The organism is Sphingobacterium sp. UBA6645 (assembly GCF_002455685.1).
GTDB lineage: Bacteria > Bacteroidota > Bacteroidia > Sphingobacteriales > Sphingobacteriaceae > Sphingobacterium > Sphingobacterium hotanense.
This window is the reverse complement of sequence record NZ_DKLH01000090.1, coordinates 36,584-60,715: the sequence shown is the minus strand read 5'-3', so window position 1 is coordinate 60,715 and position 24,132 is coordinate 36,584. Positions and strand designations below refer to the sequence as shown.

The window sequence follows — 24,132 nt, the reverse complement described above, 5'->3', positions numbered from 1 at the left end:
GCATATGTCAAAAACCTAGAATACTAGGAAGGAAGGATGCGAGGATGTTTTTTCTTTGAACCAGGAAAGGAAGGATGCAAGGATGGGCAGGATGTTTTTTCTTTGAACCAGGAAAGCAAGGATTCAAGAATGGGCAGGATGTTTTTTCTTTGAACCAGGAAAGGAAGGATTCAAGGATGGGCAGGATATTTGTCTTTGAATCAGGAAAGAAAGGATTCAAGGATGTTCAGGATATTTTGTCTTTGAACCAGGAAAGAAAGGATTCAAGGATAATCAGGATCTTGTGGAAAGGGAAATTTGTCTGCACCAGAAATAGCAGTTAAACCTGATCCTGTTAATCCTAAAATCCTTCCTTTCCTGGTTCAAAGCAAACTTTCCTTCCTTTCCTGGTTCAAGACAAATTTCAAAACCGAAGGTTCAGAAAAAAACGCTATCAAATGTCAAAAATCTCACCTCCAACATCTTAAACGAAAAAAGAGCCCGCTAGGCAGGCTCTTATATCTAATGTCTAAAATCTAATATCTAATATCTAAACCCTAGTTTTTCTTATTTTGTTGAGCTGCTTGTTGTGCTCTCATCATATCTTCCATTTTCTTTTGGAAGGATGATTTTTTCTTTTCTGCTTGGGGTTTGCTTTTCTTTTCTTCGATTTTCGCTAAGATTTTATCATCGTCGATAAATTGACGGATAATTACCTGCGTTAAGAAAGTAAGAACGGCAGAAAGGAAATAGTAGTAGTTCAGACCTGCAGGGAAGCTGTTCAACACGAAGAAGAATACTAATGGCATGATATAACCAATGTATTTCATCTGGTTGTTTGCAGCTCCTGATGTTGCGTTGTTGTACCAAGTCGTTAACAAAGTAGTCAATGTCATCAACACACACATTAAGGAAATGTGGTCTACATTGATTACGGGGATGTTCGCGAATGTAATTGGCGCATCATAGGTTGAAAGGTCTTTGATCCAAAGGAAGCTTTCTCCGCGCAGTTCGAACAAGTTCGGGAAGAAGAAGAAGAAGGCTAGCGTGAAAGGCATTTGCAATAATAAAGGCAAACATCCTCCAAGCGGGTTTACGCCTGCTTGCTTGTACAGCTTCATTTGCTCCTGCTGCAATAGCATAGGGTTGTCTTCACCAACTTTCTCTTTGATCTCATCTAACTGTGGTTTTAACACACGCATCTTCGCCATAGACTGGTAAGATTTGAATGTTAATGGGAACATGATGAACTTTAGGAATAAAGTTAAGATCAAGATCACAATCCCGTAACCCATATGGAAACCATCTAAGAAATCAAAGATCGGCACGGTGATGAATTTGTTGATCCATCCCATTGGTCCCCATCCCATATTGATAATCTTATCAAAGTCGTTTCCTTCAGCTTTCAGGGTTTTGTATTTGTTAGGTCCAAAGAAAAAGCTAAAGCCATATTGGTTTTCTTTTTGGCCTGTATAAGCTAAGTCTGCTGTTGTTTGGTAAGTTTTTACCAAACCTTGCTCGTTTAAGAAAACAGAGTTTAAGTTGACATTGCTTAATCCTTCTTTACTCGTCAATACGGTCGAGAAGAAGTGTTGTTTGTAGGCGATCCAGCTTAGTTTATTTTCAACAGTTTCTTTTTCGTCGCTAGTTTCAGAAAGGTGATCTACTTCGCCTTCTACATCGCGGAAGAAGATCGCAGATTTCTCACGCTCTGATTTTACGTTACGCTCTTTTTGTGTTAATGTCGTTTCCCAGTTTAAAAGAAGACTTTTGTTCTTAACATCGATCAGGTCGTTCAAACCTACCGTGCGGATGTCTAACTTTAAGTTATAGTCGTTTCCGGCAAGGGTATAGATATAATCGATGTACTGGTCTGCGCTATAAGAAAGGCGCATAGTTACCGATTTAGATTCTTCGCCTGAAACAGTGAAGCTAGATCCTTGCGGTTGGAAGTAAAGGTCGTTGGTCTTTACTGCTTTTCCAGGAACGTTAAATTCTAATCCAAAGCGGTTATTATCGCCGTCGAATAAGATCAGTTTAGAATCGTCGTAATTTTTCTCTTCTTTCAGTTCTACTGATTTTACGCGACCACCTTTGCTGCTTAAGTTTACAGCGATGCGTTCGTTTTGTAAGGTAATCACTTGTTCGGTACCAACCGATGCAACGCCGAAAGGTTGCTTCGCCAATACAGAATCTGCTACGGCTTCTGCAGGGCTAGTGATTCTTGTGGAGTCTTTTGTAACAACCACTCCTTCTTTTACTCTTTTTATCGAGTCTTGGAGCTGCTGTTCCTTTTTGATTTCCTCTTGAGATGGCTTCATTAAGTAGAAGGAGCCCCCCAGGATGGCAAAGATTAAGATGAATCCTATTAGATTGTTTCTATCCATTTTATAATATTTACTGTATCTCGCGTAGTGTGTTTTAACTACTGTGATTTCTTGTGCGCTAAAGAAGCGGCTACAAAGCTAACAAAAAGTGGGTGAGGATTTACTACCGTTGACTTTAATTCTGGATGAAATTGTCCAGCGACGAAGAAAGGATGGTCTTTCAATTCTACGATTTCAACTAATCCAGTATCCGGATTGAAGCCTGAGGCAATCATTCCTGCAGCTTCGTAATCTTTTAAATACGCGTTGTTGAATTCATAACGATGACGGTGTCTTTCGGAGATTTTAGCTTTCCCATAGATACCAAACGCTTTTGTTCCTTTTTTGATTTCACAATCATAAGCTCCTAAGCGCATCGTTCCGCCCATGTTGGTAATGTTCTTTTGCTCTTCCATCAAGTTGATTACCGGATGCGGTGTTGTTTCGTCCATTTCGAAGCTGTTTGCTCCTTTAAGTCCTAAAACATTGCGACCAAACTCGATTACCGAACATTGCATACCTAAACAGATACCAAAGAAGGGAACCTTGTTCTCACGAACATATTTAATAGTGGTTAGTTTTCCTTCTAAGCCGCGTTCGCCGAAGCCTGGAGCAACTAAAACACCATCAAGGCCTTTTAATTTCTCAGCAACATTGTCGTCGCTTACGCTTTCTGCAGCGATATATTTAACTTTTACTTTGGTTTCGTTGGTTGCACCCGCGTGGATGAAGGCTTCTGCAATAGATTTGTAGGCGTCTGGTAATTCTACATACTTACCCACAAGACCAATGCATACCTCGTTGGTTGGGTTTTTCAAACGACCTAAGAAGGCTTTCCAGTTCTCAAGATCTGGTTCGTTCTTCGTCGATAGTTTTAATTTTGCTAATACTGTTTTATCCAATTGCTCTTTTAGCATGTTCAAAGGAACATCATAGATCGTAGGCGCATCGATCGACTCTACTACCGCATTGATATTCACATTGCAGAATAATGCTAATTTCTTACGAATATCATTATTCAACTTATGCTCGGTTCTACAAACTAAAATATCAGGTTGTACACCATATTCCAATAAGGTTTTTACGGAGTGCTGCGTAGGTTTTGTTTTCAACTCGCCGGCCGCAGCTAAGTAAGGAACAAGGGTTAGGTGGATAACTAGGCAGTCGTTGTTGCCTAATTCCCAACGTAATTGACGTACGGCCTCAATGAAAGGAAGGGACTCGATATCGCCAACAGTACCACCAAGCTCGGTGATAACGATATCGTATTCGCCTGTCTGACCAAGAAGCAACATACGACGTTTGATTTCATCGGTGATGTGGGGAACTACTTGAACTGTTTTTCCTAAGTATGCACCTGCACGCTCTTGCTCGATAACATGGCTGTAGATACGACCTGTTGTAACGTTGTTAGCTTGAGAAGTGGGAACATTTAGGAATCGTTCGTAGTGACCAAGGTCCAAGTCGGTTTCAGCACCGTCTTCTGTAACATAACATTCGCCATGTTCATAAGGGTTTAACGTTCCTGGATCGATATTGATGTACGGGTCAAACTTTTGGATGGTTACTTTTAAACCGCGCGCCTGAAGTAGTTTGGCAAGGGAAGCAGCAATAATTCCTTTCCCTAACGACGAAGTTACGCCGCCCGTAACAAAGATATATTTAGTCATAGCAATAATGGATTTCTAATATAGAATGAGGTCTTTTTATACCGCCTCATCTGCTCTATGTACGGGATACAAAGGTACAAATTTTTTCTTCAATCTGCTCTAAAAAAAATCGTTTAGGGTAATCTTCGATGGATTGATTTGAAGATTAATTGATTGGCAGGTTTTCCACACTGTCATAGCCTAAATAATTGCTGAAATTTTACACTTTTAGTGGAAAATAAAATACAGAAATAGCCTTGAATGGAGTAACTTTAATAAAAAATCTACAGAATGGAATACAGAAGAATGGGTAAAACCGGCCTACAGTTGAGTGCGCTTTCCTTTGGGTCTTGGGTAACCTTTGCTAGACAAACAGATGATCATACGAACGAACGATTGATGATGCAGGCATACGATGCCGGTGTGAATTTTTTTGATAATGCGGAGGTGTATTCTGCGGGATTATCAGAAGAAATGATGGGTCGTGTATTAAAGAAAGTGAACTGGGATCGATCTTCCTATGTTTTGTCGAGCAAGGCTTATTTCGGCTGGAAGGGCGAGGATAAGAAACCTAATCAGCATGGTCTGAGCAGAAAGCACTTGATGGAGGCTTGTGAGGAGGCTTTGCAGCGCCTTCAAGTTGAATATTTGGACTTATATTATTGTCATCGTCCTGATCGTAATGTTCCAATTGAGGAAGTGGTACGTACGATGAATACATTGATTCAGCAAGGCAAGATCTTTTACTGGGGAACCAGCGAATGGTCAGCTGCCGAGATTATGGAAGCGCACATGGTCGCTAGGGATTTGGGGTTGGAAGGTCCGTCCGTCGAGCAGCCCGAATACAATTTATTCAACCGCATGAAAATGGAGGTGGACTATGAGCCTATCTTTAGAAATGTCGGGATGGGAACGACGATTTGGAGTCCCTTAGCATCCGGAATATTGACAGGTAAGTATAACGATGGAATTCCCGAAGGATCTAGAATGTCTTTGGAAGGTTATGAGTGGCTGAAAGAACGAGCAGTTGTAGAAGATAAGTTGAGCCGGGTAAAGGCTTTAGGTGATTTCGCACATGAGCTGGGTGTATCATTGCCAACATTGAGTATTGCATGGTGCTTAAGTAACCCGAATGTAACGACTGCTATCTTGGGTGCAACACGCGAGAGCCAGTTGACTGAAAATTTAAAAGCATTGGAAGTTCTTCCATTAATTACGGCAGAGGTTAAGGAGCGTATTGATGTGATCATGGGAACTAAGCCTGTTGTTATCCGGAACTAATTCGAATGGCTGGTTGATCGGGCATAAAAAAAGGGACTTACAATTTGTAAGTCCCTTTTCTTCTTTAAAAGAAATATCGTAATTAAACTCTTTTCGCTTTGATGCGAGCAGCTTTACCAGTAAGTCCGCGTAAATAGAATAATTTTGCGCGACGAACTTTACCTACTGAGTTAACGTCAATTTTCTCGATGTTAGGAGAGTTTACAGGGAAAATACGTTCAACACCTACACCGTTAGAGATTTTACGAACGGTAAAAGTTGCGTTAGCACCTTCGCTGTTTAATTGAATTACCACCCCTTGGTACACCTGTACACGCTCTTTATTTCCTTCGCGAATTTTATAATGAACGCTGATGGTATCTCCTGCTTTGAAAGCGGGAATTTCATTTTTTACTACCGCTTGTTCTTCTACAAATTTTACTAAATCCATGATTCTGTGTAATTAAAAACGATTTATATCCTGTAAAAATCGGAATGCAATATTACAGCTTTTATCTGATATAAAAAAATACTTTTTTTAAAAATTATGTTCCTCTATTTGAGGTGGGTGCAAAGATAGGAAAACAGCTTGATTATATGAAAGTTATTGTGAAAATATTTTTAAAAAATTATTTTTCGAGGATTGCTAAAACTGTAAAGTGCGTTGTATGAGTGTTTTAGCATGTTTTTTAAAATTTATCTTGACAAATATATTTTTCGCCGTATATTTGTGCCACACAAAAACAAAGGTGATACCTTTTCGGGGTGTAGCGTAGCCCGGTATCGCGCCACATTTGGGATGTGGAGGTCGTAGGTTCGAATCCTGCCACCCCGACAGAAAATAAAGCTCTAACGAAAGTTAGGGCTTTTTTTGTGTTCGGGTGTGGGAGATTCGAGCCGCGGTTCGATCCGTAGGAGCTTCAGGGTTGAGTTTGGGGCTGTGGGGCTGAAGCAATCCTGCCACACATGAAGGATTTGAAGCGGCTCATTCTAGAATCTCTTGTTAGCGATTCGTTGTTCTTGATTTCAGTTTTGCGTGGCTATTATTATAGGTTTTTCCTTTTTTGGGGTGCGTAAATTTTAAAGCGGACCAAACATTATTGATGCTCAAACAAGTGCTTTCTACCAATCCGAATTCATAGCCTATTTTGACAACTTTTGGTAGGGTAAGGTTGCTGTTCAACTGTCCGCCTTTCGGCCACGATACCCAGAGCATTCCATCTAATTTTAAATGCGCTTTCAGTTTTGGGAACAGCTCTGTCTGTTCCGCCTGAGTTTTTGCAAAAAAATGAATATAATCAAATTCTCCTTCTAATATTTTTGATATCTCTATTTCAGGAAGATGCATGTTTTCGATAGCTTCTTTCGGAGCGTTTGCAAAGTATGCACACGCTTTTTCCTTGAGGCCCATTTTTTCAGCTACATTTTTCATTACTTCATCGGTTTTAGAATTGCCAAATAATGAGGATTGTAAATTAAACTAGCCATATCTAGAAAACGATTTACATATAATAATTGTTTTCTCCATATGGATAACGATATTTAATGTTGTGTCAACCCGTTAAAATATAGATTATTATATTGTCTTTGAATTTGTAAGGCGAGGTACATTAATAGATCCTGATCGGTGAAATATTTGTATGTTAGCTTCGCTAAACAGTATGTTATAGACAGTTATTAACAATCTATGAGTGTAAAAAAGAGTGTTTTAGAAACTAAAACTGACAGAGAACTAGAAGAATATATTAAGGAAGGAAATAGATTTGTTCCTGAAGCGAATATATTAGCATTTGAAATTCTTAAATCAAGAGGTAGAGAATTTACCGAATTAGAAACGCAAAGATTAACATCTTTGATATCTGAAAAGAATAAAGAAAATGCAAAAATAATCCATCCAAATCACAAAAAAGCAGCTAATTTAATTTATTTATCAGCAGGATTAGGTATAATTAATGTAATTCTAAGTCCTGCGATATTCAACAATAGTTTCGGAATTAAAGTTGCAATACTCACGTTAGGAATGTTAATTGGTATTGGCTACTTAGTAAGTAAAGGTGATGACTGGATAAAATATGTTTTGTTAGTTTTTATGATTTTAGGGTTAATTGGAATTCCAACTATTATTATGAACATATTATTGAATCCGATAGTCGGTATTATTAATGTTGTCCAAGCGGCTTTACAGATTTATTCAATTGTTCTACTTTTTAAAGTACCAAAATCAAACTCCCTATAACATCGGTTTTGGGATATGCTGGTTAAGGAAATATTGAAAGATCGTGCATTTTGTCCGCCTCTAGGGATATTAAATAATAGCATCTACATATTTATTATTAGGTTTATACTTCATCTACATAAATGTCCATTGTAATTGTTAACCTCCTAACAGCAACAGAATAAATTATGAGAAAAGTTATCGCAGCATTCAATACCACAATCGACGGAAATTGTGACCACACTGCTGGAATTGCAGACCAAGAGTTGCATAAACACTATACTAGTCTTTTGGAAAATGCAGGCAAAATCCTTTACGGACGAATTACTTTTGAATTGATGCAATATTGACAGACAATGCTACTACATCCATCCGATGAACAAGAATTGAACGAATTCGCTAAATCAATAGACAAAATTCCAAAAATCGTTTTTTCTCAAACGCTCAAAAAGACAAATTGGGAGACTGCTGAAATTGCAACTAAGCCACTAGTGGAAGTAATTAATGAGCTAATGAAGGAAGAAGGAAAAGACATCCTGATTGGAAGCCGCAGTTTGATAGTTCAGTTAATGAACTTGAATTTAATCGATGAACTACAACTTCGTATCCAGCCGGTTATTGCAGGACCAGGAATCTCATTATTTGAGGATATGGAAAATCGGACCGTCTTTCAACTCAAAAGGGCGAAAGTTTTCAACAACGGAGCAATTATACTTTATTACTCGCCAACGAAATAGAAACCTGAATACATCCTTAAATCTATTATTATAGATAATAGATTAGCTGATACACTTACTAATAACGAGTTTATTAATACAGCGGGACGTCTTTCGAGCGCCCTGCTGTACAAAATATGAATTGTTATTACGCTGCCATCTTTTCGCACTCCTGCGCACATTTACGGCATACTTCAGCACATTCTTTACAGTGATCCATGCCCATTTTTGCGTGTTTTTCACATTCCTCGGCGCAGGCATTACAGATATCTGCACAAAGTCTACAAATTTCAGCACTAAACTGACCGTTTAAACTTAGCACATTAGCTGCGGCTTGACAGATTGCTGCACATTCAAGGTCGAGTTGAATACACTTCCGAAGATGGTCCACATCTTTTTCATTAAGACATGCCGTAGCACACAAGTTACATGTTGCTACGCATTCTAAACAAGCTTCTATACAGGATTGAAATTTTGAACTAATCATTTTTATCGTTTTTAGTGTGACTATATAATAAACATTTGGCGCTTTAATAAGTTCTGTCTAAAATTTTTTAACTCTTCAAAACCCTCTTTACATGTGTGCTATGGTGGTTTTTTAATAGAGAATTATACTTCTCTTTACTTCGTTATAAATTTTTTTAACTTTTTTTCTAAGATTTTCCAGAGTCGTTCGTATTAATAACAGTCGATCTGATCGACGAATAAAACAAGCCAACATCTATAACCATGAATAGCAACGCTGAGATAGTGTCTTTAATAAGAAAGCGGATGGAAGGAACCATCACTGAGCAAGAGCTACGCATGCTTGAGAGCTGGGGGGCTTCCGATCCTTTGTTTTCGGATCTTTTGAAGAAAGTAGAGGATGAGGAACTTTTATTATCAGAATTGAAAAATAGACTGGCCATTAAATCTGATCATTCAAAATCAGACTGGCTGATGAAATTCGAGGAAAAGACCTTAGCAAAAGTGCGCGATGCAGAAGGTGAACATCCTCCGCGGAAGAAAACAAATTCGGGATGGTATTTATCGTGTGCTGCGCTACTGATTTCAGTACTAGGAATTGGTTTGATATTATACAGAAGTCAAATCAATCAGACAAAAGCTATTTCGATTAGTGATTTAGCGCCAGGCGGCAATAAAGCCAAAATCACGTTGGCAGATGGTCGCGTAATTGAATTAAATGAGAATCAGGACGCTGTCGTTATGGGGGATGAACTCGCTTATGCGGATGGCACATTGATTCAAGATCTGAACAATGGTGAGGATAGCTACGCGACGATTTCTACGCCGAGAGGCGGCCAGTATCAGATAACTTTGTCGGATGGGACAAAGGTATGGTTAAATGCAGACTCTAAATTGACCTATCCATTAACGATGCGAGGAAAAGAACGCGTCGTAGAATTGGACGGTGAGGCATATTTCGATGTAGAAAGTAAGATTGTCGGCGGGAAAAAGATCCCATTTAAAATCAAAACGTCTGAACAAGTGGTGGAAGTGACTGGAACTCAGTTTAATTTAAAAGCATATGCTGACGAGCAATATGAGAATCGTACGACGCTGGTGGAAGGATCTGTCGTGTTGCACGCAGCGGGGAAGATACTGCCTCTAAAAGCGGGTGAACAGGGATTTATTGATCAACGAGGTCTACATAAAAAGCAGGTGGATATAAGTCAATACGTCGCTTGGAAGGATAATCAATTTGTATTTGAAGAAGTGGAGTTGGGCGAAGCGATGAGAATACTTAGTAGATGGTACGATTTCGATTTTGAAATTGATGATCGCGTTAAGCGAACATATCTCTACGCAAGTATTAGCCGTGGAAAGAATTTAAAGGAGGTGCTAAAGATAATTGAAGGCAGCGGGTTTAAGTTTAAACTCGAACGCATAGGGGAAAGGAACAAACTATCAATTTTTAACTAAACAGGAATAAGGAATGAGGAAACGGAACTATTAAGGAAAGGATAGATAATAAGGAAACGGACAGTGCTCCAACACTGCCCGCCAATTCTTTAGATGTCTATCGCATTACAATCTCTCGGCTAAGAGAAAATTTTGAATTTAATAATTACAATATGATCTAATCAGTACAAATGTATGAATTTTAAAAAAAATCTGGAAGACCGGCACTGGTCTTCTATAAACCGATGTTCCCTAATTATGAAATGGATCGTTGTACTCATACTGCTCAATATCACGACGGTTATGGCCGATGGTATGGCGCAGAACGTGACATTGAAAGCTGATGGTATTTCATTGCTGAAAGTGATGAAGACTATTCAACAACAAACAAAATATGAATTCTTCATCAAGAGCAAAGTATTGGCTGATATGAAGATTCATGCGGACATTAAAGACTTGCCAATAGAGGGGACTATGCGCAAGTTGCTGCAAGATAAATCCGCAGAGTGGTTGCTTCAAGGCAATACCATTGTAATAAAACCACAGGCACGCGTTGCCTCGAAGAATGTCGCTTCAGTACCTGTTAGGGAAGGAGTGCCAATACAGCCGGTGCGACAACAGAACATGGTGACAGGTAAAGTTACGGATGCCATTGATGATTCAGCGATGGCGGGTGTAAGTGTTTTTGTGAAAGGAACAGCAGTCGGCACTCGTACCGATGGTGATGGTGTCTACGAATTAGCGGTAAATGAAGGCGACTCGTTGATCTTCTCAATGGTCGGTTATTCGACTCAGCGTATCTTGGTGGGCAGTGCAAAGGTTATCAATATTCGGCTCTCGAAAGATAATCGTGAGCTGGAAGAGACAGTAGTTGTTGCTTTCGGTAGACAAGCGAAAGAAAGTATTGTTTCGTCGATTACGACGGTAAATGTCAGGGATCTGAGAACTCCGGCGAGTAACTTAACAACAGCATTGGCTGGTCGCATGGCGGGTTTAGTTGCGTATCAATCAACTGGAGCTCCAGGAGAGGAAGATGCGCAATTCTTTGTGCGAAGTGTGACTTCATTCGGTAGTGGTTTAACAGCTCCCTTAATATTGATCGATAATATTGAGATGTCATCAAGGGATCTAGCTCGATTAAACCCCGACGATATCGCAAGTTTCTCTATTCTGAAAGATGCGTCGGCAACAGCGCTCTATGGAGCGCGCGGTGCAAATGGGGTGGTGTTAGTGACAACCAAAGAAGGGGAGAAGGGAAATGTAAAAGTTTCTTTCAGACATGAATCTTCCGTATCCACTCCGACTACCAAAGTTGATTTAGCAGATCCGGTTAGTTATATGGAGTATGCCAATATCGCACAGATGACGCGCTTTGGCGAATTGGTCTATCCGCAAAGTAAGATCAACTTTACTAAAGATCCAAACCGCAATCCCAATGTGTATCCCGCGGTCGATTGGAAAGAAATGTTAACCAGAGACCATTCCTTAAACCATCGTACGAACATAAACTTGACGGGGGGTGGAAATGCCGCGACCTATTATTTAGCAGGCTCTTTTTCTCAAGATAACGGTATATTGAAAGTTGATGAGAAGAACCCATTCAACTCCAATATCAATCTAAAGAAGTATTCAGTTCGTTCGAACGTGAACTTGTTTCTCCATAAAACCTTGGAAGCGAAGGTTCGTTTGAGTGCGACTTTCGACGATTATACAGGTCCTATCGGTGAGTCTGGCAGTGGAGGAGCAAACACCTACGGCAAGACTTTATTAGCCAATCCTGTATTATTCCCAGCATATTATCAACCTGACCACGCCACGGAATTTGTTGACCGTATTTTGTTCGGTAACTACTCTGGAGATGATTACGGAAATGGAGAACCAGGCTATATCAACCCATATGCGGATATCATGAAAGGCTATGAGGATGTAAGAAATAGTACGTTATTGACTCAGTTAGAATTGCATCAGAACTTAGAGTCCATCACGCCGGGCTTAAAAGCTCGCTTTATAGGAAGTATTACGCGATATTCGGGATTCAATATTCAGCGTAGCTATAATCCGTTCTATTATCAGTATATCAAAGGGACATATGATCCGACTAATGCATATCCTTATCAGTTATCAGTATTAAATCCTGAAAAAGGCTCAGACCATATTGATTATACCGCAGGTAACAAGTTTGTGGAAGCTAGGGGTTATGCCGAAGGTGCGGTGTTGTATAATCGTCGTTTCGGGACACATGACTTAGGAGGTTTATTAGTGGGGTCTATCAAAGATCGATTGGATGGCAGTCCGCAGAACTTAGACTCTTCGTTGCCTTCGCGTAACGTTTCGTTAGCCGGAAGATTTACATACGGTTATTCTAATAAGTACTTCGCGGAATTAAACTTTGGACTCAACGGTTCCGAACGATTCGATCCAAGGTTTCGTTGGGGTTTCTTCCCGTCAGTAGGGTTGGGCTGGCAAGTGTCTGACGAGCCATTTTTTGAAAGCCTAAAACCTACGTTTTCTAAGCTCAGACTACGCGGTACATACGGTCTAGTCGGAAATGACATTATTGTTGATGATATCGATCGCTTTTTCTTTACCTCGAATATCAATCTGAACGGGCCGCAGGCTGGATATTTCGGAAATAATGTAAACTCGACCTTCACCAGACCGACCATTGATATTTTACGCTATGCGAATCCAAACATTACTTGGGAGGTTTCTTATAAAACAAACTTAGCGGTGGAGCTGGGTTTTCTAAATGATGATCTATCCTTGATTGCTGAGGTTTACTTAGAGAACCGGACGAATATTGTACAAGAACGACAGGATATTCCATCTGTTGTAGGATTGACTTCAAGCGTTAAAACAAACTACGGTGAAGCGAAAGGAAAAGGTCTTGACTTGACTTTAAACTATAACAAGTCTCTAGCCAACGGAATGTGGTATATCGTTCGGGGTAATTTTACCTATGGTACATCTAAGATCACAGTCTATGATGAGCTAGACTATTCAGGCTTCGCTCCATGGAAATCTGTTGTGGGCCGGAAAGTGGGACAGTCACAGGGCTATGTTGCGGAGCGTCTATTTATCGATGATAACGAAGTGTTGAACTCACCGGTTCAAATGGTTAACGGGAATTCGGTTGTGTATCAGGCAGGCGATATTAAGTACCGTGATATCAATGGCGATGGCGTGATCAATACTTTCGATATCGTACCGATTGGCTACCCTACCAATCCCGAAATTCAATATGGTATCGGAGGGTCATTTGGTTATAAGAATTTTGATGTTTCTGTTTTCGTTCAAGGCTCCTCGCGTTTCTCTTTTTTCTTGGATGCAAATAAAATGGCACCATTTGTCAATGTAACTCTAGTAGAAAAGGGAGTTGAAAGGAGAGGGAACAGAGCGATGCTGAACTTCATCAAAGAAAGTTTATGGACAGAAACGAATAGAGACCTATACGCTCACTGGCCACGATTATCACCAGAGGCTGGAAATAGCGCGGTGGGCAATGCGAACAATTTTGTTCGTAGTAACTACTGGATGCGTTCTGCAAGTTTTATTCGATTGAAATCCGTTGAAATGGGGTATAAGTTCAAGGAATTCCGAGGAATTAGTCCTCGTATCTATGCAAGCGGAACAAACCTCTTTACGCTTTCCGATTTCAAATTATGGGATCCGGAAATGCGTGGGAATGGCTTGGCTTATCCACTGCAAAAAGTGTTCAATTTAGGTATGCAGGTTAATTTCTAATCTGGAATCGAAATGTTAATGATTAATCATAAAGATATGAAGCGTATAATTTTTATATCAATGGGTGTCCTTATCATGGCACTCTCAGGATGTAATAAATATCTAGATATTTTACCAGACGACAAACCGGTGCTGGAGGACGCGTTCAAAGATCGCTTTAACGCCGAGAAATATCTTTTCACCTGTTACTCGGCTCTTCCAAATGTTGCTAATCCGGATAATACCTTAGGACTTACAGCTGGAGGTGATGTTGTCTCGGATCCTCGGAATATGCCGGGTGGTAATCCGGCAAACGTCCCGAATACTGTTTTACTATTCTTCAACGGTAATAACGCAGTACGTCCATATATGAATTTCTGGGATGGTAAGAATGGAGCGAGCCGAAACATTTGGCAAGGAATCCGCAACTGTAATGTCTTCTTAGAACATATCAAACTAGAGGATGGCGGTCCAAGAGACATGGATGAGATGGAACGCGCCAAATGGATTGCTGAAGTCAAAACGATTAAGGCCTACCTCAATTTCTATTTGTTCCAACTTTACGGACCGATACCCATTGTTGATAAGGTTATTCCTATCGCAGCGAAGGGGGAGGAACTTGATTTCCATCGCGAACCGGTTGATAAAGTGACAGACTACATTGTCAACCTATTGGATGAAGCGATCGAAGCATTGCCAACAACGGCTGAATTGGATCCCTCTACGGAATACGGACGTTTCACGAAGACTATTGCACGCTCAATTAAAGCAAAGACACTAGTGCTAGCAGCTAGTCCAATTTTTAATAACAATAATTATTATACAGGATTTAAAGATAAACGAGGTATTGATCTATTTCCGGCCGGTGATAGTAAGCAAAGATGGGAGCGGGCATTGTTGGCTTGTGATGAGGCTGTTCGTTCTGCGGAGGAAGATGGTAACCATTTATTGATTACTACAGATGCTGGCGCAGGCGCCATCCCGGATGTAAATACGACCAATATCAGTCCAGAGACGAAGGCGATGGTGAGCTTAAGACAAGCTGTGACTTCGCCATGGAATCCAGAGCTTATCTGGGCAACCAATGAGGCAACAAGACAGCTCCAACGTTTTTCCAGTATGCTCAGCAATTCAGAGTGGGAAAATATTGCAGGGTCGGGTGCTCCCGATATTGGACAACGCCATTCTCCGACGTTGAATATCGTTGAATCATTTTATTCTTCCAATGGCGTTCCGATTGAAGAGGACCAGGAATGGGAAACGAACGGGTGGTATCAGAATAGATATACAACGCAGCTACCGGATGAAAATCATACGAAGTACTTCATAAAAAGTGGACAGGAGACCGCATTACTTCATCACCACCGCTCTTTACGCTTCTACGCATCGGTGGGATTCGACGGCGGAATTTGGGAAGGTCGTTCGCAGCAATTGTCAAACCCTGCTTTTCCAAACTTTATGAGACATATGGGTAGCGGATTTAAATATGGAGAGACTTATGGCTATTATCCCCTGTCTGGTTATTTAGCAAAAAAGCTGACCCATTTAAAAACAACCTATACTGCAACGCGCGTTGAATTGGTTTATGAACGTTATTCCTTTCCAATTATTCGTTTAGCCGATTTGTATTTGCTATTAGCCGAATCATTAAACGAAGCAGGTGGCCCGGGCAAGACGGATTCTAGAGGTAATAATGCTTACTACTATTTAGATCAGATTCGACAACGTTCTGGAATGGAAGGTGTGGTTGTGAGTTGGGCGAAATATGCTTCTCCAGCGTTTAAATCTAAGCCTGAAAGTCAAGCAGGCTTAAGAAAGATTGTGCAGCAGGAACGCATCAATGAATTAGCGTTTGAAGGCCATTACTACTACGATGTTCGTCGATGGTTAATTGGCGAATTAGTTTATAACAAACCAATTATGGGTTGGAATAAAGAAGGCGAGAATAAAAAGGATTTCTTCACCTTGAAGGTCCTTGTGCAGCCGAGGTTTTCAATGAAAGATTATTTGATGCCAATTGAGACCAATACCTTGCTTCAAAATAGAAACTTAGTTCAAAATCCAGGCTGGTAATTAATTGATAAAACGATGAAAAGATATATTATATACTTGTTCTTATGTTTGGTAAGTAGCTTATCGCTTCTTTCTTGCATGGATTCCTACTTAGGGATTGAACAATTGGATTTAGGCGGTGGCAAGCCTGAAAAATTAACCGTCGACAAAGTGGTTTCGAAGCCAGGTGCATTAGAGATTCACTTTAGTCTGCCGGCCGGCAACCCTAAACATTCACAAGTTATTGCAACCTATATAAATAAAGCCGGCAATGAAGTGGAATTTAAAGTTTCTCGCTATAGCCATATCATTTTAGTTGAAGGCTTTACAGGAACCAATGAGGTATCCGTGGAATTAGCGGTTGTGGATGAGGGCGGTAATAAATCCGACATAACTCAAGTTAGGGAAAAGCCATTGTTATCACCTGTTGAAATTGCACGTCAAAGTTTGTTGGCTACTCCCGCATTTGGAGGTGTTAAGCTAGAATGGGAAAATAAAGAGGCACAGCCCTTCGCGATTCACATATTGACGGAAGATCAAATTCAAATGGGCGAAAAGACACTTATAGAGGATCCTTCTAAGACAATTTACAGCTCAGACTCATTGAATACGGCAACTTATATCAGACAGTATGATAATGTGGAGCAGAAATTTGGATTTGTATTATCAGATAAGTGGGGAAATAGGACGGACACACTGATTGAATTGATTACACCATTCAAAGAACAGCTGATTGATTTCAATACAGTGAAACCTGTTGCTTACTTCAACCCATCATATGGAACCTCGGGTAAAGACTATGCGCTGTTTGGATATAATTTAGAGACGGGGGTACAAAATGATGGGGTAGCACACAGTGCCAACTTTGGTCCTCAAACGATGTTCAATGGTATCACAGCTGCTAACAACTTCTTAGCCTATAAGTTCTTTAAGATCCCGGAAGGCCAGCCAACTCAGCGGACCTACGTACATGACTTATATGTCACTTTTGACTTAAATCAAGATTTACGATTGAGTAGAGTACAAATCTATCCTCGTCCATCCGCCAGTTATCTGTATGCGCGTTCTAGTGTGAAGAGATTCAGGATTTGGGGAACGAATGATGCAAATACTACCCGATGGTCGAAGTTCCCGGAAGGATGGATTTTAATCGGGGAGTACGAAGGAAAGATGCCTGCAAATATGGCTAGTATCACACAAGAAGAAACAGATTATTTCTACAATAAACAGGAGTACGCAGTTTCCGAAGACAATAAGAATCCTGATGCAAAACCGACGGAGTCCTTCCGTTACATGAGATTGCAGCTGATGGAGTCCTACACACCAACCGAAACGTTTTACACGATCAATGAATTCAAGATGTTCGGAGAAGTGCTTAAATCATATTAGCAGAATATATAGATTAAAGTATTTAAAGATGAAGAAGTTAATATATATACTAGGAGCGATTTTTTCCTTTTTGCAGGTCGGCTGTGATAATGCGGATGATCTATTAAATCAGTATGTTAAAGATGGTCCTATTGTTTATGCAGCGCGTATCGCTGATATAAACGTTAAGTCCGGATTTAATAAAGTGGCCGTAGTTGTGGTGCCAGCAGAAGATGTGAATAAATCATTCTTTATGTTGCGGTGGAATACCGCCGCGGGCTCAAGAGATTCACTGAAAGTGGATTACATCGACAGTAATTATCATGAAGAGTTTGGCGGTTACTTCGCGACGTTAGAGATGCCCGACATTGAGGGCAATATTCTGATCGAAGCTTGGAATGTAGATACCTTTGGTAATAAATCCCTAATGACGGATAAGGGGGGCTATGTTTATGGTGATAATTACATCAACACGCTGTTGCCATCAACGGTCAGATTTACTCAAGATAATGGAGTCATTAATTTTGATAACAGGGTGGGAGCCGTTGATAATTTGGTAAGTTACGAACAAAACGATGGAACGTTTACCAAAGAAGAATTAGTCGTTAGAACTCTAACAATGGTCAACCCTAAAAAAGGTGGATTAGTTAGAAGTAAAACGAGGTATTTGATCAATGCAAATGATATTGATACCTTAATAACTCCGAATTATTTGGAGACAGTTATTCCTTAAAGGACCCTATATTAGGAGTTATCCAATGAGAAATATTATTCTTCCTAGTCATTCTAATTAGGCGACTAGGAAGAATAATTTTGTTTATTATTATTACCTATATAAATCAAAAACCTAAAACTAAGTTTATCCTATGAAAAGATTGTTATTATCCCTCTCCATGTACCTTTTGGTGTTTGTTTCATCCGGACAAGGTCTCGTTCAGGAGAGCAGCATAAAAAGTGAAATTAATGAAGCGATCAAAACTTGGAAAAGCCTAGAGAAAACAACCGCCTTCGATCTAAGTCCAAACAGAATTGAATTGCTAAAAACGATAGAACGATATTCGGATAGCTTTCCTCCCGATGAATTCAAGGCTTATTTGGCAATGTCTGAAGATGACGCAGTGGAAATGGAGCGGAAAGTTCCCATTCTTTATGCTTATAGAAAAGGCTTTGACAAGGTTCTGAATGAAGTGAAGAATAATAAAGTTAAAAAAGGTACTGCGCAAGTTTGGTTGCTTTATAATATGGGTTTTATCGTTAAAACACCTTCAGCTTGCTTCGGTATTGATGTAGATCATAGACTAGCTTGGCAATTTGCCCCATATCTTGATTTCCTGTACATAACACACAATCATGGTGACCATGCGAATGTTAAGTTGATGGAGGCGATGACAAACCTAGGTAAACCCGTTATTTCCAACTTCTATAAGCCGGGCTCGGCTTATCATTCTGTAGTACCAACCAGCTATCAAATTGGGAATGTTACGATTCGCACTGATATGGACGACCACCTTGCTAATCCGAAGTTTCCAAAGTTCATATCCATGGCACGAATCGACTGTGGAACTGATGCTGGATCATTCTCTTTGTTACATTGCGGAGATGCAGGCTTTACTCCTGCAAATTTTACAAAGATTCAAGGACCGGTTAATTTATTAGTTATGCGATGGGGAGAGAAGCGAGAAAACAATCTTTTGGGAACGGCCGAAGGGCAAGTTCAACCGGATTATGCGGTATTGACCCATTTAATTGAACTGAGACATAAGCCATATCCGCATGGACAAGCCTCAATTACGAAAACAATGGAACATTTGCCCGCTGTAAAATGTGATAAAACGATGATTCCTTTTTGGGGTGAAAGACTCACTTGGAAGGATGGAATGTTAAAATAATCATATGACAAATTTGGCTACATATAGTTAACAAAAAAATAACGATATTAGGTAACCTTACTAGGTTTGTTATAGCTACTTTTACGCTCATTGTGAAACAGTTCAACCAAAAATCTACCCTAGATAGCCAATATCTTGAAAAGTTGCAACTCGGAGACGAGCTGGGGCTTCGTTATTTTATGAGCCAATACGCTGAGCAATTATTTGTATTTGCATATAGGATTACCAAAAACCGCGAAGCAGCTGAAGAAATTGTATCCGAATCGTTTTGCAAACTGTGGTTTAATCGAGCTAATGCATCTTCATTACAAGCTATTAAGTCTTTCCTTTTTCTTATTACACGAAATGCATGTTATGATCATGTAGGTTCTGCTTTTCGGAAGACGGTGGATCTAGGAGAGGAGCTGTTGTGGGATAAAATCGAAAATCGATCTGATGTTCTAACTGATATCATTTATTCAGAACTTATTGAGCAAATTATATTGGAACTGGATAAGCTGCCGAAATATCAAGCTGAAGTATTTCGAATGACTTATTTAGAAGGAATGGATACCAATGAAATCTGTACGACACTAGGTACAACGGCAAATAACATATACTTTGCTCGTTCGAAAGCAATGGCAGCTTTGAAACTAGTATTTAAAAAGAAAGATATAAGCCTATATGGCATCATTGCCGTATTTAGCATGTTTTAATCAAAAACGTTTGAGGTTTAATTAAGTAGCCAAAAACGCTTTATTTTCCCAAAAAATAAAGTCGTATATTCAATAAAGACAATTAACAGTTTCTATCCATGGCTCAGGCATTCTTTATTTAGGTTTACTTCTCTACTATAATTTTTAGAAGGCTCTTAATAAAATCTCTATCCAAGGAACTGCTGTCACTGGCGGGAAAGTAATGATATATAAAACTATGGCGAATTCAAGACAAAACGTAAATAATATGCGACGCAAACAATTTGTAATTAGGATCATGCTAATGATACCAATGCTCATTTATGCGTTCCTGTATTCACAGGCACAGTCCGTTTCAGACACTGCGGTAGTTACGGTAAAACGTGATATAAGGTATGCTGCAGCGCCGGAGGGGATTGCCCAGGATACGTCTTCAGATCGATTATTAGATCTATATCTCCCCAATTTGAAGTCTGCGAATAGGCTGCCAGTGTTAGTTTTTATCCATGGAGGAGGTTTTTCTGGTGGCGACAAGAGTGCAAAAGGGAATGTGGCGTTATGCAAAAAAATTGCGATCAAAGGCTATGCGGTAGTCTCTATAAATTACTATCTCTATTTAAAGCAAAATAAGATTCAAGGGGCATCTGCAGGTGCCAATATGAAGGACGGACTTCCAAAAGCTGGAAAATTCCATGACGGTTTAGAAACGGCGGTAAAAATAGCGTCTGCTGATACCGAATTAGCATTGCAATGGATCAAAGAAAACGCAGGAACCTATGCGTTGGATACTAACAGAGTTGCTATTTCTGGTGGTTCTGCCGGGGCGATGACAGCGCTATACACAGCCTATCGGTCAAAGCAAAAAGTACTACCGATTCGCTGCGTTGTTAATTTTTGGGGAGGACTATCAAATACGGATGATATGCAACGGAATGCTCCTCCATTGCTAACGTTTCATGGGGAACAAGATGATTTGATCAATGTCGCATACGCTTATGCGCTTCATAAAAAAATGAAGGACCTGGGTATTCAACAATCTGAAATTCATATACTAAAAAATATGGGACATGCCATTTACAATTATATAACCATGAATGAAATCAATACCATAGATAAGTTTTTAACCTCAAACATGTCTGTTAATGAATAATCTGCTTAACAGGAAAAGGGATGTGTTGATCTTCTCGAGGTCTTTCTCCTAATGAAAATTCCTTCCCTTATGAAAAGCCTCTTCGCTATGCTGATCTTCTGTTAAATCCTTCAATAAACCCGTAACATCAAAACAACGTTGCGCAATCACATGTATCACATCCCCTTCTTTCTGTACTTTGCCAGACACCATGAAGAGTTTTGCCCGCAGCACCTCTCGTCTATATTTTTCAAAGACGGTACCCCAGATAACCAAGTTAGCAAAACCCGTTTCATCCTCAATCGTCACAAAGAGAACCCCCTTTGCTGTTCCCGGGCGCTGCCTCACCGTGATCAATCCACATACCTTGACAGGCATATCATTCCTTACCTCAGATAGCTTAGCAGTTGGGATTACATGCAATAAATCCAATTTCCTGCGTAAAAAACTAACAGGATGTGCTTTGATGGATAAGGCCGTAGCAGCGTAGTCCTGCACAACATGCTCGCTTTGGCTCATCAATGGCAGTTCAATTTGTCCTTCCTGTGTGCTTTCCGAGGCCTGTCCCTCAAATAGCGCAATAGGTGTATCTGCAAGTGCCGATATCTCCCATAAGGCTTGTCGACGATCCAGACCTAGGGAGCCAAAAGCATCCGCATCCGCTAATCGCTCCAATACTGCAGTCGTGAGCCCTGCGTCAATTAAACTGTTGATCGACTGATAAGGCTTTATCCGACCGGCAAGCAAGCGCTCCGCATCCTCTGCTTGTAAACCCTTAACATGGCGCAATCCCAATCGGATAGCATGCCATTTACTGCCGGTTTTTCCTTCTAAAGTATTGTCCCAAGAGGAGAGGTTGACGTCAATAGGAAGAACCCGGATGCCATGCTTCTGCGCATCGATGATAATCTGTGCAGGCTGGTAAAAGCCCATAGGTTGACTGTTCAGTAGAGACGCTGCAAAAATATCCGGATAATGGCATTTGATCCAGGAAGATATATATACCAACAGAGCAAAAGAAGCAGCATGGCTCTCCGGAAAACCATAGCTCCCGAATCCCTCCAGCTGTCGGAATACCCGTTCTGCAAACTCTTGCGTATACCCACGGCTGACCATGCCATCAATCATCTTTTTATGGAAAGCAGATACTTTGCCCTTCGCTTTAAAGGTCGCCATACTGCGACGAAGCTCATCCGCCTCTGCCGGCGTAAATCCCGCAGCAACAATAGCAATCTCCATCGCCTGTTCCTGAAATAGAGGAACGCCCTTTGTTCTTTCCAATACGCCCCGCAGCTCCTCCTTCGGATATTCCTCCGGCTCCTCCTTATTTCTGCGACGCAGGTAAGGATGGACCATATCACCTTGTATAGGCCCCGGACGAACAATAGCAACCTCAATAACGAGGTCATAGAACTCTCGAGGCCGCAATCGTGGAAGCATAGACATCTGCGCGCGACTCTCAATTTGAAAGACCCCTAAGGTGTCGGCCTTACAGATCATATCATAAACTTTGGGGTCATCCTGCTTGATATTAGCTAGCGTAAAATCTTCCTTATAATGCTTTTTCGCTAGGTCAAATGCCTTACGTACGCAGGTCAGCATACCCAAGGCCAGCACATCTACCTTTAAGAATCCCAAGGCTTCCAGATCGTCCTTGTTCCATTCCAAATTAGTTCGCCCCTCCATCCGCGCATTGATCAATGGGCATAGCTCATGCAGATTCCCTTGCGTAATCACGAAACCGCCCGTATGCTGCCCCAATTGTCGAGGGAAACCCATATACTGATAAGCGAGTGCCAAGACCTTTTGCAGATTCGGATCCTCAGGATTAAAACCCTGTTCAATCAAGCGTTCCTGATCCACATGGTTATCCCAATAGCTGCTGATAACCCCAGACAAGCGACCTACGGCATCCAATGATAAGCCCATCGCCTTTGCCACGTCCCGTAATGCGCCCTTCGAACGAACTTGGGTAACCGTCGCTACTATAGCGGCGCGATTGCGCCCATACTTCTCATAAATGTATTGTATGACCTCCTCACGGCGCTCATGCTCAAAATCAACATCAATATCGGGTGGTTCATCCCGCGCATCCGACATAAAACGTGCAAACAGCAGTTTGATCTTCGAGGGGTCAACCGAGGTAATGCCTAAACAAAAGCAAACCGTTGAGTTGGCCGCCGAACCGCGACCCTGACAAAGGATGCCACGCTCACGCGCAAAACGAACATAGTCATGCACCGTTAGAAAATAAGAAGCATAATTCTTACGCTCAATAAATTCCAGCTCCATATGTATCGTGTCGAGAATATGCTTCGGGATATCTTCTCCAAATTTAGCCCTTGCGCCCTCCCAGGTTAAACGAACGAGCTCTTCCTGAGGCGTACGGCCGTCAGGTGCTAACTCGGCCGGGTAGACATATTCTAGGCTGTCTAACGAGAAGCTGCAAGCCCGAGCAATTTCCTCCGTATGGGCGATAGCGTCCGGATACTGTCGAAATAAACGTTCCATCTCTTCAGCAGGCTTTAAATAGCGCTCCGCATTTGCATGCAGCTTAAAACCGGCATTGTGTATCGTACATTTCTCCCGTATGCAGGTCAGGACATCTTGTAGCTCACGCCGCTCCGGACTATGGTAATAGACATCGCCCAAGGCGACCAACTTTATCTTCAGTTCTTTCGCTAATTGATGTAGGCGGAAAATCATCTTAGCATCATCTCCTCGATACAGTTTGTTGATACCGAGATAAAGATCTGAACCTAGATTATCCCGATAATCGCGAATATCCTGCATATAGGCCATGTCCAAACAGAAAGCTGCATCCAGCTTCTCTGGCGGTAATACCACAAACTTGAGCCCTTCGGCATGTTCATACACATCCTTTCTATACAGATGACATTGTCCTTTTTCTGCACGTAGGTTCCCCACGCTCAATAAGGTCGATAGACGCCCGTAAGCCGCGCGATCTGTAGGGTAAGCTAGCATGCTAGGGCCATCCAATAAGTCTAAGCGACAGGAGGGAATCAGACGGATGCCATGTTTCTTGGCTGCAACATGCGCACGGACAATCCCCGCAAAAGTATTACGATCGTTGATAGCAAGAACTTGATAGCCCAAAAGCGCAGCCTGCTCCATCAATTCATCCGGATGGGAGGCTCCGCGGAGGAAGCTGAAATTGCTCGTCACCTGTAATTCTATATAACCCATCGT

18 protein-coding genes and 1 tRNA gene are annotated in these 24,132 nt (G+C 41.0%); 13 read left to right on the top strand and 6 right to left on the bottom strand.

Going from position 1 to position 24,132, the window contains the following annotated elements:
• Positions 1-536: 536 nt before the first annotated feature.
• A complete protein-coding gene (gene yidC / locus B2400_RS16635; protein ID WP_149526887.1) occupies positions 537-2,366 on the bottom strand; it encodes a membrane protein insertase YidC in 1,830 nt (609 codons plus the stop codon).
• A 38-nt stretch (positions 2,367-2,404) separates the two neighbouring features.
• Entirely contained in the window at positions 2,405-4,015 is a 1,611-nt protein-coding gene (locus B2400_RS16630) for a CTP synthase (protein WP_149526886.1), read from the bottom strand.
• A 270-nt stretch (positions 4,016-4,285) separates the two neighbouring features.
• Between B2400_RS16630 and B2400_RS16625 the strand changes: the two genes are divergently transcribed.
• Positions 4,286-5,275, top strand: coding sequence for a potassium channel beta subunit family protein (locus B2400_RS16625; RefSeq protein ID WP_149526885.1), 990 nt, complete (start codon positions 4,286-4,288; stop codon positions 5,273-5,275).
• An 82-nt stretch (positions 5,276-5,357) separates the two neighbouring features.
• Here the strand turns inward: B2400_RS16625 and rplS are convergent, their stop codons facing one another.
• The gene (rplS, locus tag B2400_RS16620) at positions 5,358-5,705 is read right to left on the bottom strand and encodes a 50S ribosomal protein L19 (protein WP_149526884.1); all 348 of its coding nucleotides are present in this window, start codon (positions 5,703-5,705) and stop codon (positions 5,358-5,360) included.
• A 310-nt stretch (positions 5,706-6,015) separates the two neighbouring features.
• On the opposite strand from rplS, the gene B2400_RS16615 reads away from it, so the two are divergent.
• Positions 6,016-6,089: transfer RNA gene (locus B2400_RS16615), tRNA-Pro, on the top strand.
• Positions 6,090-6,257: 168 nt separating this feature from the next.
• Here the strand turns inward: B2400_RS16615 and B2400_RS16610 are convergent.
• Positions 6,258-6,686: a hypothetical protein gene (locus tag B2400_RS16610; protein ID WP_286650808.1), complete on the bottom strand. Its 429-nt coding sequence runs from the start codon at positions 6,684-6,686 to the stop codon at positions 6,258-6,260.
• A 255-nt stretch (positions 6,687-6,941) separates the two neighbouring features.
• On the opposite strand from B2400_RS16610, the gene B2400_RS16605 reads away from it, so the two are divergent.
• The 3 genes from B2400_RS16605 to B2400_RS16595 all read left to right on the top strand — a co-directional run bounded on the left by B2400_RS16605 (position 6,942) and on the right by B2400_RS16595 (position 8,206).
• Entirely contained in the window at positions 6,942-7,490 is a 549-nt protein-coding gene (locus B2400_RS16605; RefSeq protein ID WP_149526882.1) for a hypothetical protein, read from the top strand.
• Between the two features lie 167 nt (positions 7,491-7,657).
• Positions 7,658-7,819: a hypothetical protein gene (locus B2400_RS16600; protein WP_293935103.1), complete on the top strand. Its 162-nt coding sequence runs from the start codon at positions 7,658-7,660 to the stop codon at positions 7,817-7,819.
• Between the two features lie 6 nt (positions 7,820-7,825).
• On the top strand, positions 7,826-8,206 hold the full coding sequence (locus tag B2400_RS16595) for a dihydrofolate reductase family protein (RefSeq protein WP_293935100.1): 381 nt from the start codon (positions 7,826-7,828) through the stop codon (positions 8,204-8,206).
• A gap of 127 nt (positions 8,207-8,333) precedes the next feature.
• On the opposite strand, the gene B2400_RS16590 is transcribed toward B2400_RS16595, so the two are convergent.
• Positions 8,334-8,672 (bottom strand): four-helix bundle copper-binding protein, encoded by a 339-nt coding sequence (locus B2400_RS16590; RefSeq protein ID WP_149526880.1) that lies wholly within the window; start codon positions 8,670-8,672, stop codon positions 8,334-8,336.
• 242 nt (positions 8,673-8,914) lie between these two features.
• Here B2400_RS16590 and B2400_RS16585 point away from each other — a divergent pair, with 242 nt between their 5' ends.
• The 8 genes from B2400_RS16585 to B2400_RS16550 all read left to right on the top strand — a co-directional run bounded on the left by B2400_RS16585 (position 8,915) and on the right by B2400_RS16550 (position 20,943).
• A complete protein-coding gene (locus B2400_RS16585; protein WP_293935098.1) occupies positions 8,915-10,108 on the top strand; it encodes a FecR family protein in 1,194 nt (397 codons plus the stop codon).
• A gap of 237 nt (positions 10,109-10,345) precedes the next feature.
• Positions 10,346-13,831, top strand: coding sequence for a SusC/RagA family TonB-linked outer membrane protein (locus tag B2400_RS16580; RefSeq protein ID WP_223110824.1), 3,486 nt, complete (start codon positions 10,346-10,348; stop codon positions 13,829-13,831).
• Positions 13,832-13,867: 36 nt separating this feature from the next.
• The gene (locus B2400_RS16575; RefSeq protein ID WP_293935095.1) at positions 13,868-15,883 is read left to right on the top strand and encodes a RagB/SusD family nutrient uptake outer membrane protein; all 2,016 of its coding nucleotides are present in this window, start codon (positions 13,868-13,870) and stop codon (positions 15,881-15,883) included.
• 15 nt (positions 15,884-15,898) lie between these two features.
• Positions 15,899-17,251 (top strand): DUF5126 domain-containing protein, encoded by a 1,353-nt coding sequence (locus B2400_RS16570; protein WP_293935093.1) that lies wholly within the window; start codon positions 15,899-15,901, stop codon positions 17,249-17,251.
• A 28-nt stretch (positions 17,252-17,279) separates the two neighbouring features.
• Positions 17,280-17,963: a DUF4998 domain-containing protein gene (locus B2400_RS16565; protein WP_187773877.1), complete on the top strand. Its 684-nt coding sequence runs from the start codon at positions 17,280-17,282 to the stop codon at positions 17,961-17,963.
• 133 nt (positions 17,964-18,096) lie between these two features.
• Positions 18,097-19,119: a hypothetical protein gene (locus B2400_RS16560; RefSeq protein WP_149526875.1), complete on the top strand. Its 1,023-nt coding sequence runs from the start codon at positions 18,097-18,099 to the stop codon at positions 19,117-19,119.
• Between the two features lie 92 nt (positions 19,120-19,211).
• Complete coding sequence (locus tag B2400_RS16555) at positions 19,212-19,814, top strand: RNA polymerase sigma factor (RefSeq protein ID WP_149526874.1); 603 nt, start codon at positions 19,212-19,214, stop codon at positions 19,812-19,814.
• 217 nt (positions 19,815-20,031) lie between these two features.
• A complete protein-coding gene (locus tag B2400_RS16550; protein ID WP_293935087.1) occupies positions 20,032-20,943 on the top strand; it encodes an alpha/beta hydrolase in 912 nt (303 codons plus the stop codon).
• A gap of 48 nt (positions 20,944-20,991) precedes the next feature.
• On the opposite strand, the gene B2400_RS16545 is transcribed toward B2400_RS16550, so the two are convergent.
• Complete coding sequence (locus tag B2400_RS16545) at positions 20,992-24,129, bottom strand: error-prone DNA polymerase (RefSeq protein WP_293935084.1); 3,138 nt, start codon at positions 24,127-24,129, stop codon at positions 20,992-20,994.
• Positions 24,130-24,132: the final 3 nt, after the last annotated feature.